Origin of the sequence: Staphylococcus sp. HMSC14D10, assembly GCF_001808125.1 — a bacterium.
GTDB classification, from domain to species: domain Bacteria; phylum Bacillota; class Bacilli; order Staphylococcales; family Staphylococcaceae; genus Staphylococcus; species Staphylococcus haemolyticus.
On sequence record NZ_KV792245.1, the window covers coordinates 13840 to 27265 of the forward strand.

Annotated in this window: 10 protein-coding genes and 1 riboswitch; of the genes, 4 read left to right on the forward strand and 6 right to left on the reverse strand. The window is 34.2% G+C overall.

The genetic code is table 11. The annotated features are described in order from the left end of the window. Window positions 1-225 precede the first annotated feature (225 nt). Window positions 226-1770, reverse strand: coding sequence for an L-glutamate gamma-semialdehyde dehydrogenase (gene pruA, locus HMPREF3134_RS03805; protein ID WP_070440818.1), 1545 nt, complete (start codon window positions 1768-1770; stop codon window positions 226-228). Window positions 1771-2047: 277 nt separating this feature from the next. Between pruA and HMPREF3134_RS03810 the strand changes: the two genes are divergently transcribed. Continuing rightward, window positions 2048-2998, forward strand: a complete 951-nt coding sequence (locus HMPREF3134_RS03810; protein WP_070440821.1) for an NAD-dependent epimerase/dehydratase family protein — start codon at window positions 2048-2050, stop codon at window positions 2996-2998. A 179-nt stretch (window positions 2999-3177) separates the two neighbouring features. Here the strand turns inward: HMPREF3134_RS03810 and HMPREF3134_RS03815 are convergent, their stop codons facing one another. From HMPREF3134_RS03815 to HMPREF3134_RS03825, 3 genes are all read right to left on the reverse strand, one after another. After that, window positions 3178-5682: a glycosyltransferase gene (locus HMPREF3134_RS03815; protein ID WP_070440824.1), complete on the reverse strand. Its 2505-nt coding sequence runs from the start codon at window positions 5680-5682 to the stop codon at window positions 3178-3180. Window positions 5683-5930: 248 nt separating this feature from the next. Next, window positions 5931-6506 (reverse strand): sugar O-acetyltransferase, encoded by a 576-nt coding sequence (locus HMPREF3134_RS03820; RefSeq protein WP_037551561.1) that lies wholly within the window; start codon window positions 6504-6506, stop codon window positions 5931-5933. Window positions 6507-6649: 143 nt separating this feature from the next. Beyond that, complete coding sequence (locus tag HMPREF3134_RS03825; protein WP_070440827.1) at window positions 6650-7519, reverse strand: SDR family oxidoreductase; 870 nt, start codon at window positions 7517-7519, stop codon at window positions 6650-6652. A 233-nt stretch (window positions 7520-7752) separates the two neighbouring features. Here HMPREF3134_RS03825 and HMPREF3134_RS03830 point away from each other — a divergent pair, with 233 nt between their 5' ends. From HMPREF3134_RS03830 to copZ, 3 genes are all read left to right on the forward strand, one after another. Then, window positions 7753-7959: a hypothetical protein gene (locus tag HMPREF3134_RS03830; RefSeq protein ID WP_011274822.1), complete on the forward strand. Its 207-nt coding sequence runs from the start codon at window positions 7753-7755 to the stop codon at window positions 7957-7959. 203 nt (window positions 7960-8162) lie between these two features. Next, complete coding sequence (locus HMPREF3134_RS03835) at window positions 8163-10550, forward strand: heavy metal translocating P-type ATPase (RefSeq protein ID WP_070440990.1); 2388 nt, start codon at window positions 8163-8165, stop codon at window positions 10548-10550. An 88-nt stretch (window positions 10551-10638) separates the two neighbouring features. Further along, a complete protein-coding gene (gene copZ / locus HMPREF3134_RS03840) occupies window positions 10639-10845 on the forward strand; it encodes a copper chaperone CopZ (protein ID WP_029376679.1) in 207 nt (68 codons plus the stop codon). Between the two features lie 168 nt (window positions 10846-11013). On the opposite strand, the gene HMPREF3134_RS03845 is transcribed toward copZ, so the two are convergent. Both HMPREF3134_RS03845 and HMPREF3134_RS03850 read right to left on the reverse strand, forming a co-directional pair. Further along, complete coding sequence (locus HMPREF3134_RS03845; RefSeq protein ID WP_070440830.1) at window positions 11014-12012, reverse strand: D-lactate dehydrogenase; 999 nt, start codon at window positions 12010-12012, stop codon at window positions 11014-11016. A 32-nt stretch (window positions 12013-12044) separates the two neighbouring features. Beyond that, window positions 12045-13205, reverse strand: a complete 1161-nt coding sequence (locus tag HMPREF3134_RS03850) for an aminotransferase class I/II-fold pyridoxal phosphate-dependent enzyme (RefSeq protein ID WP_070440832.1) — start codon at window positions 13203-13205, stop codon at window positions 12045-12047. A gap of 79 nt (window positions 13206-13284) precedes the next feature. Then, window positions 13285-13392, reverse strand: a riboswitch (SAM riboswitch). Between the last annotated feature and the right edge of the window lie 34 nt (window positions 13393-13426).

The window sequence follows — 13426 nt, forward strand, 5'->3', positions numbered from 1 at the left end:
ACGCCTTTAGAGGACTACAGGCACGAGCCTTTCCCGCAAGAAAGCGTCGCAACTAAAATGAGTAAAAATTCATCTGAGAATTTCTTTCCCCCCTAGACAATCATCTCAAGTTTAATGAAATAAAAATAAGTCAGTAAATGAATGGACTGCATTCATCTACTGACTATTTATTTAAAAATGTTATTTTATATTTTATTGAACATGATATATATTGATCTTAATGGCTTAGAACATCTCTGAAACTACTTTTTGTTCTAAGAAGTTTAATAAGTAATCTGGGCTACCTGTTTTAGCATCTGTACCAGACATTTTAAATCCACCAAATGGATGATATCCTACAACTGCTGAAGTACATCCACGGTTAAGATATAAGTTACCTACTTCGAATTCATTAACAGCTTTAATCCAGTTTTCACGATTATTTGTAATAACTGCACCTGTTAAGCCATAGTCTGTATCATTCGCAATTTCAATTGCTTCTTCGAAATTATCAAATTTAGTAAAGCCAACCACTGGACCAAAGATTTCTTCTTGCATTACTTGATCAGATGATTTTAATCCTGAAATAATTGTTGGTTTAATGAAGTAACCTGTTGAATCATCAGCTTCGCCACCGATTTCAATTTTACCTTCTTTACCACCAATTTCGATATATTTTTTAATTTTGTCGAATTGTTTTTTATTAATAACAGGACCCATGAATGTATTATCTACAGTATTACCAACTGTTAATTCTTTAGTTAATGCTACCGCTTTTTCTAATACTTCATCATACACTGAACTGTGTACGATGGCACGTGAACATGCAGAACATTTTTGGCCTGAGAAACCAAATGCTGACGTTACAATTGATTCTGCAGCTAAATCAGTATCAATATTTTCATCAACGACAATCGCATCTTTACCGCCCATTTCTGCAATAACACGTTTTAAGAATGTTTGTCCTTCTTGAACAACTGCGCTGCGTTCGTAAATACGAGTTCCTGTTGCACGTGAACCTGTAAATGTAACAAAGTGTGTATGAACAGAATCAACTAAATAGTCACCGATTTCTTTCGGATCACCAGGTACAAAGTTAACAACACCCTTAGGTAGACCCGCTTCTTCTAAGATTTCGATTAATTTATACGCTGTTAATACTGTATCTTCAGCAGGTTTCAATAGAACCGTGTTACCAGCTACTACTGGTGCTAATGTTGTACCAGCCATAATTGCAAATGGGAAATTCCATGGTGGAATTGTAACACCAGTACCAATTGATTTATAGAAGTACTTGTTATGTTCCCCTTCACGATCTAATACCGGTTTACCATCTGCTAATTCCATCATTGAACGTGCATAGTATTCTATAAAGTCGATACCTTCTGCAGCATCGCCTACAGCTTCATCCCAAGGTTTACCTGCTTCATATACCATGACTGCAGAGATTTCCTCTTTACGACGACGAATAATTGCTGCAACACGTAATAATAACTCTGCACGATCTTTATGTGACCATTGACGCCATGTTTTATAAGCTTTGTTTGAAGATTCAAACGCTTTATCTACATCTTCCTTAGTAGCTTTAGATACTTTAGCAATTAATTCCGTTGTATTAGCTGGATTAATTGAATCAAATGTATCATCTTTAGTAATGTGCTCACCGTCAATCACAATTGGAAGTGTTTGACCAAGTTCACTTTTAACTTGCTCTAACGTTTTTTGAAATCTTTCTACATTTTCTTGTACTGAAAAATCAATCCCAGGTTCATTTTTGAAAGGTACTACCATTCTTAATTACCCCCTATGTATTTGTAAGAATTATAAAAATCAGTAAAACAATGACTTACTTAAAATGATAATTTGTGTCATTAATTTCATTCTACTATGCTTCGGGTTATTTTTGCAATCGCTTACATTAACATTATCTGAAAAGTTTTAATTATTAGTCAGAGATGGCTTATTTCTCGAAACAATATAACTATATTATTCTAATTTTATATTTTTATATAAATAAAGTATAATAAATTTACAAAATTTAACGACATCAAGAAAAGGAAGTTCACACATGAAAGCATTAATTACAGGCGGAGCAGGATTCATTGGTTCACATGTAGCCGAACATTTTGTTAAGCAAAATATCGAGGTACATGTCATAGATAATTTAAGTTCCGGATACTTACATAATATTCCCTTTGTTAATAAAGAACATATTTACGTAAAGGATATCACCGATTTTGAGTTTGTAACGCACTTAATACGTCAAGAACAATTTGATTATGTTATTCATTTAGCAGCCATGGTGAGTGTTGTTGAAACGATTGAGAAACCATCATTATCTAATCAAATTAATGTTGATGCCACAGTTCATCTTTTAGAAACCATTCGAACGTATAATAAGCAAATTAAAAAATTCATATTTGCATCATCGGCAGCCATTTACGGTGATTTACCAAGTTTACCTAAATCCGTTTCTCTCTCTAAACCGTCGCCATTATCTCCATATGCAATACAGAAATACGCTGGAGAACAGTATGCTAAGATTTACAATCATTTATTCGATATTCCCAGCGCTTGTCTCAGATTCTTTAATGTTTATGGCCCAAGACAAAATCCTAACTCGGATTATTCAGGTGTCATATCAATAATGAATCATAAATTTACGAATCAAACTGAATTTACCTTCTATGGTGACGGTGAACAAACTCGTGATTTTGTTTACATTAATGATTTAATTGACGCTATGTGGCTTGTGCTTAATACCCCAACAACAAGTGGTTCAATATTCAACATAGGTACGGGCATACAAACAAATCTGAAAGCAGTTTTTAAAGCGTTTGAGAAGGGCTTCAAGTACAGTATCCCATGCCATTTTAAAGCACCAAGACTTGGAGATATTAAGCATTCTTGTGCTGACATTACACCACTTGAATCATTGGGTTATCATCCTCAATATGATATAGCCAAAGGCATTCAATCTTATTTGGCATATAATAAAGAACATAAAGTAAAATTATAAAACAATCGACTCAGATAAATTTAAAAGACAATCTCTATTTAATTTCAATAGAAATTGTCTTTTTATCATTTTAATTAACCAATGGAATTACTACATACATTATTCAATCATATTAATACACATTCAAACGCTTTTTGGATCAAGAATTCTTTAAGTTTAATAGATATTGTATTTACTGATTATTTTAGAAGTTTATAGAACTCTTCTATCGCTAATTGATTGTATTCTTGAGCGTTAAACGTTTCATAATGTGGTGTTTGATGTTTGATAAAACGCTCTAAGCCGTGCTTAATATCATTGACATCATGACTCACTAACATCCCATACTTACCATTGTTTAACACATAACGATTCGCAATGATATCCGATGCCAATACGTTCATACCAAGTGATAGTGCTTCAAGTAGAACCATTGATTGGCCTTCATAATAAGACGTTAACGATAAAACATCTGCTTGTTTCATAATATAGAATGGATTTTTTCGTTGTCCTAATAAAAAGACATGCTGTTCTAACTTCAACTTACGAATTTGTTGTTCTAATTTATGTCTTAATGGACCTTCTCCTATAATATATAATTTCGTATTAGGATAATGCACGATAACCTTGCCAACCGCTTCAATTAATAAATCAAATCCTTTTTCAGGTGATAAACGGCCAACCGACACAATTTTAAAATCATCCTCTTTAAAAGGTACCGACGTCACTTTCCCTTTATTCACACTGACGAGCACCGGTACATTATTTTTCTCAAATTGATCAGAATCATCTAACATGAATTGCGATATTTTACTTAAATTAATCGTGTTTCTTGACGCTACAAATTTCTTATTTAGTGCTTTTTTAGCTATATTGCGCATATTTTGTTCTTTTGATGCGTCAGAAACACATACCAGTTTATCAAATTGATTATATAGTGTTATCAAACCTTTTAAATTTTGATAATGCGGTTTCACACCATTTACGGTTTTCTCCATATCCGCTTTGATATCACTATGAAGGTAGACCAGTTTACGTTTAGCAGTCGTAGCTAAAATAAGATTCGCCCAAAACATAGAATACCCACTGAAATCTATCGCATAATCAAATTGACTTTCACCTAATACTTTGCGCATCTCACGTTCATATACATGTTTTGGATATAAGAAACGTTCTAATGCACTTTTTAGCCCTCGTTGTCTGACGAAGTCTACTTTATACGTCTCTTTTAACGACGCTGCTAAAGGGCCAACTCTTAAAATAATTCTTACATTTTGGTTAACATTATTCAGATTATTCAAGATTTCATCATTATTACTTCGATTTGTAAATAGTGTAACGTCATATTGATTGTAATCAATATTCTCTAATAAATTGATAACAGAAGAGGTAATGCCATTATTTTTCATTCCACCAGGATAAATTAATAGTCGTTTTTTAGCACATTTCTTTTCCTTTTTACGTTTATGTTTTGAGGTGAATACCCGGTCAATCACCTTGTCAGTAACATTTCCATCATCTAGATACGTATACGTATTTTTGAACGTTTGATAGTTATGTTGCACCTTACTTAATTGATATGTTTTCTGTTGTATCACTTGTACAACATCATCAATGGTATGCACAACCGGTCCCGGTAAATCCTGAGCATTGATATACATTCCTCTTTCAAATTGATATGCTTCGTAGTCTGGTGTATAAAAGACAATGGGTTTATTTGTGACTAAATAGTCAAAGAAGATACTTGAATAATCCGTTATCATTAAATCAACAAACGCCAATATTTCATTTGTATCAAAATAATCTGGAATAAGATATGGTTTTAGTGCCTCATTTTTAATTGCTTTTTTATAAATAAATGGATGTACCTTTACTAATACTTGATAATCAAGATGAAGTTTCAACTTTTCAACTTCTTCCACAATATGATTTAAACTTTCCTCAGGCGTGTTGACATCATCACCCCTCCAAGTTGGACAATATAACAATACTTTCTCATCAGTAATATCAATGTAAGATTTTAATTCATTAATGAGCATTTTTGAATCACTATTCAATGTAAGATCTATTCTTGGATATCCAATTTCTAAAATTTGCCCACCATAAATGTTATCCAATCTAAATGCCCTTTTAAAAATGTCTGACGTATGGCGATTAGGACTTATGATATAATCACTCGATAAAAAGTTTTTAATAATATTTTGCGAACCACGTAAGCCATTTTCTAGGTCTAGACCCATATATTTGAGTGGCGTCCCATGCCATGTGTTCACATAAATTTGATCAGGCTTTTTAATGAAATAGGCTGGAAATGTTGAGTTGTTAATTAAATACTTACATTCGGTTAGTGCCCTTAAATACTCTGGAGATTCTTTAATCACGAATTCAATATTTTTGTATTTCTCAAATTTCTTTTTATAAAATTCTAACGTTTCGGTAGTGTCGACGACCCATTTATGCGTATATTTACGATATTTGGGATGATGAATCAAACGTTTAAAGATAGCATAAGGACTATCTGTAATACTTTCTCCATCTCTTACTTGGTATAGAATATCGTGTTGTTTAAGTTTATTCGCTTCATAATTTTGCGCATAACGCATTATTTTACGTGTATAAGCTGAGTTATTTCTTCTTTGTAAAGGTGTCGTTATAAATTTGAATTTACGTCGACTTTGATTTTGTAAAAATGTTTTCAGTTTCATATTCATTTTCCTTTCTAAGTTGTATTTCGTTTCTAAAGTTGATGTCATAAAATGAATGTTTTGAGTTACATTTTGATTCTTAAATATGTATGGAGATAAACTCCCATATACACTCCAAATATATTATATCATTTATCTATCTTATATATTATATAACTAATTTATTTTATATATTAAATTCTTAGATACAAATAACCTTTGAGCCACCGGACGACTCAAAGGTTATTTATACCTGACCTATGAAATGACTATTTAGATGCGCCATTTTCATTTATCTCTCTTATTACTTTAGCTGGTACACCGGCAACTAAACTATTTGGTGGTACATCCTTAGTTACGACACTTCCTGCTGCTATAACTGAACCATCTCCAATCGTTACACCAGGCGTGACAACGACATTGCCACCAAACCAAATATTATTTCCAATCGTAATCGGCTGTGCTAACTCTAATCCTGCATTACGTTCTTTAGATGTTAATGGATGATGCGCAGTATAGAATCCACAAGATGGCCCTATAAATACATCATTACCTATTGTGATGCCTCCTCCATCCATAAAATAACAATTACTATTAACAAACACATTTTTGCCTAATTTAACATTCCAACCATAATCTGTATCGAACGGACTATTAATTGCGACATTCTCTAATGTATAACCAAATAATTCAGTTAATACTGCTTGTCTTCTACTGTCATCACTCGGACGCGTTTGGTTAAAGTCAAAACATAAATCTTTTGCACGTACTCGTTCAGTTTCCAAATCTTTATCAAAATTGGCATCATACCACTGGTGTGCTAACATCTTTTCTTTTTCTGTCATTGTACTTACCCACCTTCATTTAATATTTATATTACAGTTTAAACAAATTAAGTGGTTTTCGCACGGAAACACTCCATTTTTCAACATATAATAAGCCATAAAGGCACTCAACACCTTTATGGCTCAATATAAGAAGCTTACTTTTAAGTTGTAATATAATCGCCACCATTAACATGTATAATTTGACCAGTGATATAAGAACTATCGGCGTTTGTCGCGAGGAACACGTAGGCTGGCGCTAGTTCAGCAGGTTGTCCACGTCGACCCATTGGTGTATTGCCACCTTGGTTCTCTACTTTGTCCTCATCAAAAGTAGCAGGAATTAATGGGGTATAAATTGGACCTGGAGCCACGCCATTAACTCGAATGTTTTTCTCCATTAGCGTAGTTGCTAATGAACGTGTAAATGAAACAATCGCACCTTTAGTTGAAGCATAATCAATTAAATGACCAGAACCACGATACGCCGTCACACTTGTCGTATTAATAATTGTATCGTTGTCACTTAAATATGGAACGGCAGCTTGTGATAAGAAGAACATGCCAAATATATTTGTTTCGAATGTATCTTTAAATTGTTCAGGCGTAATGTCCATGAAACTATCCTGAGGATATTGAACTGCACCATTATTAACTAGAATATTTAAATTACCAAAGTCTTGAACAACTTGTTGCACTAATTCTTTAGATTGCTGCGCATCTTTTAAATCATGAGCATAAGCTATAGCCTTTACGCCAATCTCTTTAAGACGATTAACAGTTTCCTCTGCATCTTCATGCTCGTCATAATAACCAATAGCTACATTAGCGCCTTCTTTAGCAAACAAGATTGCAACAGAGCGACCAATCCCTGAGTCACCACCAGTAATTAATGCAACTTTACCTTGCAATTTACCAGCTGCTTTATATTCATCTAGTTCTGAAATGGGTCTAGGATCCATGTCTTTCTCTGTTCCTGGTTGACGATTTTGAGTATAACCTTTAATTTGTTTATGGAATTCTAATAGATTCATTCATTTTCACTCCTTACCCATTTACTTAACCGTTCCCAATAAAGACTCTTTTGAAACAAAGGATCAAGTTGCATAGGGCAGTTCTACTTATTACAACTTTAGAACGATAAAAAGTCAGTTCCCTAGTCTCATGCAATTTTATTAGAAAGACTATATAATTAAATTAAACTTCTATTAAAAAAACCAACTAAAGCCACTAACGAGATATTACAGAAAAAGGAGTGCGACATTCTATGAGAGGTTTATTGAAAGGTATTATTGCATTGCTTATCATTCTTGGCGTTGTAAAGACATTCCAAGATCATGATGTAATGAACGAAGCAAATTATTATTATAATCAAGCCAAAAACGGTGAACTTGTTCAAAATATATCCAATTTTGATTTTAATAATTATAAAGACTTAAATTTAGAAAATTTTAAACCATCTGATTTTTTCTAAGTTAGCTGTATAATCTTTACAAATACAATAGTAGTCTAGGACATAAATAATATAATGATACTATTTTGCAAATTCGAAGTAGTAGGACAATGAATTCACAAAGATTTCTGTCCTACTTTTTTATGCGAAAAAGTAAGACATAAACATTGACTTGAATACCCTAAGGGGGTATATTATGTATGAATTGCAATGGAGGTGTCTTAATGAGCAATAAACAAAATGCCACATTGAACATTACTGGTATGACTTGTGCAGCTTGCTCAAATCGTATTGAAAAACGATTAAATAAAATGGATAACGTAAAAGCACAAGTTAATTTGACAACGGAAAAAGCAACGATTGAATATGATACTAATGACTATGCAATAAATGACTTTGTTACGACGGTTCAAAAGCTTGGGTATGATGTAGTCATTGACAAAGCTGAGTTAGACATAACTGGTATGACATGTGCAGCATGTTCAAATCGTATAGAGAAAATATTAAATAAAACACCAGGCGTTAAAGATGCGACAGTTAATTTAACGACTGAACAAGCTATGGTAGCGTATTATCCTGGGCAAACGGATTTAGATACCTTAATTGGACGAATTAGAAACTTAGGTTACGACGCACAACCTAAACAATCCGAAGAAGATCAAGCAAACCGAAAACAACAAGAACTTAAGCATAAGCGAAATAAATTAATGATCTCTGCTATTCTGTCATTACCTCTATTAATGACAATGCTCGTCCATCTCTTTAATATGCATTTACCCGACATATTAATGAATCCTTGGTTCCAATTTATCCTTGCGACACCTATCCAATTTATCATTGGTTGGCAGTTCTATGTTGGTGCTTATAAAAATTTACGTAACGGTGGGGTTAATATGGATGTGCTCGTTGCATTAGGCACTAGTGCTGCATACTTTTACAGTATTTATGAGATGATTAAATGGTTAACAGGTGCCACAAACATGCCTCACCTTTACTTTGAGACAAGCGCTGTACTTATCACATTAATTCTTTTCGGAAAATATTTAGAAGCACGTGCTAAATCACAAACGACGAATGCATTAAGTGAATTACTTAACTTACAAGCAAAAGAGGCACGACTAATTGATGACAATGGTATCGAAAAAATGGTACCGCTCAATCAAGTTAATGTTGATGATATCTTGTTAATTAAACCCGGTGAAAAGATACCTGTCGATGGTCAAATTATTAAGGGTGAAACTGCTATTAATGAATCAATGCTAACAGGTGAATCAATGCCAGTTGATAAACACGTTGATGATGCAGTAATAGGCTCAACTATGAATACGAATGGTGTTATTACAATTAAGGCAACTAAAGTTGGCAAAGATACTGCCCTATCCAATATTATTAAAGTGGTTGAGGAAGCTCAAAGTTCTAAAGCACCTATTCAACGTTTAGCTGATATTATATCAGGCTATTTCGTTCCAATTGTTATTGCGATTGCTTTACTGACATTCTTAATTTGGATTACACTTGTACATCCTGGTCAATTTGAAGATGCACTTGTTGCTGCGATATCAGTTCTAGTGATTGCTTGTCCATGTGCACTTGGTTTAGCTACACCAACTTCAATAATGGTTGGAACTGGTCGCGCTGCTGAAAATGGTATTTTGTTTAAAGGTGGCGAATATGTCGAACGTACACATCAAGTTGATACAGTTGTGTTTGACAAGACAGGAACACTTACACACGGCAAACCAGAGGTAACTTATTTTGAAGGTGACAAAGATATCTTAGCTTTAGTTGCTTCAGCTGAAAATAACTCTGAACACCCACTTGCTACTGCAATTGTTAACTACGCCAAACACCATAAAGTTAACTTGGTAAATGTCACAAATTACCAAACATTACCAGGTCACGGAATACAAGCTGTTATAAATAATACTAAGTTACTTGTTGGCAATCAAAAATTAATGTCAGAACACCAAATCAATATACAAAGCATTAAGCAGAAAATGGAACATATGGAAGCTGATGGACATACTGTTATGCTAATTGCCTATGGCGACGAACTAAAAGGCATGGTTGCTGTAGCTGACACTGTTAAAGCATCTGCTAAAGAAGCTATCCAACAATTATCATCTATGAATATTAGAACGGTTATGCTAACTGGTGATAATGAACGAACTGCAAAAGCTATTGCTAAAGAAGTCGGTATTGATCAAGTCATTGCCGGCGTTCTACCTGAAGATAAAGCACAACATATAACGCAATTACAAGAACAGAAACATAGAGTTGCTATGGTGGGCGATGGAATTAACGATGCTCCTGCACTTGTCAAAGCAGATATCGGCATTGCAATGGGAACGGGTACAGAAGTAGCAATAGAAGCTGCAGATATCACCATTCTTGGAGGAGATATTCAATTAGTTCCTAAGGCCATTCATGCAAGTCATAAAACAATTCGCAATATTAAACAGAACTTATTCTGGGCATTTGGATACAATATTGCAGGCATCCCTATTGCGGCAATGGGATTACTTGCACCTTGGATAGCTGGTGCTGCGATGGCCTTAAGTTCAGTTAGTGTTGTAAGTAATGCCTTAAGACTAAAACGAATGAAATTATAATTATGAAGCATTTCTATTTTATTTCTTTGTTTATTAAAAAGGAGTAAAATATGGGTATATATGAGTAAGAACAACGGAGGTGAAAGGTATGATTAATAAAGTAATTAACGTTGAAGGTATGAGCTGTGACCATTGCAGAAACGCTGTGGAATCTGCATTAGCTAAATTAAATGGTGTGACTTCAGCAGAAGTAGACTTAGATAAGAATCAAGTTCGCGTAGATTACGACGAAAACAGAGTATCAGTTGAACAAATGAAAGAAGCCATTGAAGATCAAGGCTACGATGTAAAATAAAATCCGGATAAGAAACCTACTTTTGTTAGGCAGTCAATCTAACCCGGGTAAAAGCGATTTAAATATAAGCAAATTTTGAAATGTGAGCATTCGCTAAAGCTAATTAAAGGAGTTGAGTCTGGGACAATGAATTCACAAATAATTCTGTCCCACGCCCAACTCCATTTTTTAATTCACTCTTAATTTAGTAGTACCTGTATTAATAACATCAATGACTGCATCAAGTGCATCAACAATTAAATTCTTAACTGCCGCATCAGTATAAAACGCAATATGTGGTGTTAACCAAATATCTTCTCTAGCAATTAATTCATCTAATAAGTCATCATTAATCACTTTATCACGGTAATCTCCAGGGAATAAACCTCGTTCATGCTCATATGTATCTAATGCAGCACCTTTAATTTGACCACTATCAATTGCATCAAGCAATGCTCTGGTATCAACGATTGATCCCCTAGCAGCATTTACAAATATGGCACCTTTTTTAAATTTTGAAAATAAATCTCTATTGAAGAGATGTGGATTATATTTCGTTGCTGGAATATGAACTGTAACAATATCTGCATCACGTAAAGTTTCTTCCAACGTATCCTTATACTCAACATATTGCCCAACCTTTTCATTAGGAAATGGATCATATGCAACAACATGACTTCCATATCCTTTAGCAAAAATGCTTGCCGCTATCGAGCCAATACGTCCTGTTCCTATAACAGCTACGGTCAAATCACTAATTGAACGTGACAATATTGAAGGTTCCCATCTAAAATCATATTCACGAAGTTTACGTTGAATATCGTTCTGATTTCTTACAATATTAATCGCTTGTGTTACTGCAAACTCTGCAATTGAACTCGGTGAATATGACGGTACATTAGATATAATAATGCCATATTGTGTAGCTAAATTTAAGTCGTAAGTATCAAATCCAGCACTACGTTGTGCAATATGTTTAATACCAAATTGTTGCAATTTGGCAAATACATCTTCCGATATTGGGTGTTGTTGAGATAAAGATAAGCCATCAAATCCTTGAACACCATCGACATTATCTTCTGTTAATATTTCTTTATTTAACTCTACTTCGACATTATTTTGTTCCGCCCACTCTTCAATGTAAGGAATATCTTCATCTCGTACACTCATTATTTTAATTTTAGTCATAAAATTTCATCCTTTCTATTTGTGACTTCTTGTTACTCGTTATATAAATAAGATAAAGAAGCTAATCGTTTAGCCGCTTCAGTTAATAATTGATCATCTAATGCTAGGGAAATACGGACATAATGACGACCATTTTCACCAAATGGAATGCCAGGCGCCACTAAGATCGATTGTTCTTTCAACAAATACTGTTCAAATGATTCACTATCATACCCTGGTGGTGTTTGAAGCCATGAGTAAATGCCACCTTTAGAATGTACAAATGGTAAATTGGCATCTTTTAATTGCTTTTCAAACATGTCACGACGACGTTTGAATGTTTCATTTTGTTGATCTAGAAAGTCATCATAGTGATTAAGTGCGTATGTTGCTGCATCTTGAAGGGCACCAAACATACCAGCATTAGTATGTGTTTGATATTTCTTCAGCGCTTGTATCATGTCTTTGTTACCTACTGCGAATCCTACTCTAAACCCTGACATATTATAGCCTTTAGATAATGAAAAGATTTCAATTGCTACCTCCTTTCCATCTTTAGAAGCAAGTATACTTGGGTTCTTTGCATCAAATCCAAAAGCACTATATGCGAAATCATGAACGATCTTTGTATGTGTACCCTTAAATCTTTGAATCGCTTCATCAAACACTGCTTTAGTAGCCGTTGATCCAGTAGGATTATTCGGGTAAGTCAAATAAACGAGTGACGTACGTGCTAATGTTTGTGCATCTACTTTGCTCCAATCTGGCAAATAATGTGGTGGCTCCAAATTAAGTGGTACTGGATTGGCATCAGCAAGCATGACACCAGCGAGGTAATCCGTATAACCTGGGTCTGGAAGTAGCACACTTTCTCCTGGATTAACAATACATGTAGGCAAAGCCACTAAACCATTTTTAGTACCATAAAGTATGCACACTTCATCATCTTTATGTAGCTCAACGCCATATTGTCGTTGATAGAAATTAACAATTGCTTCTTTAAAGGATTCCTTACCATGAAATGCACCATATTTTTGATTTTCAGGAATTCGAACAGCATCAGCAAAGTGATCAACGATGCCTTTAGGCGTTTCGCCATCCGGGATACCAACTGCCATATTAATTAACGGTAGTGGTCCATGCTCAACCTTACGTCCCATTGTCTTACCAAAGTAACTATCTGGAATATTGGCTAGTTTATTAGAAATTGTCATTATTTACCCCCTTTTAAAATTAAAAAAGCTATATATCACTCTCAATTGATAGTGACATATAGCTTAGTTATGACTATGACACTTATCTTTGAGGCATACCTCTTTGGAATTAGCACAGTACTTTTGTCTTTTAAGTCTGTTGCTGAAGTTTCATTGGGCCAAATCCCTACACTTCTCTGGATAAGTCTATTGAATTAATATTTATTGTATCAGTTCAATAA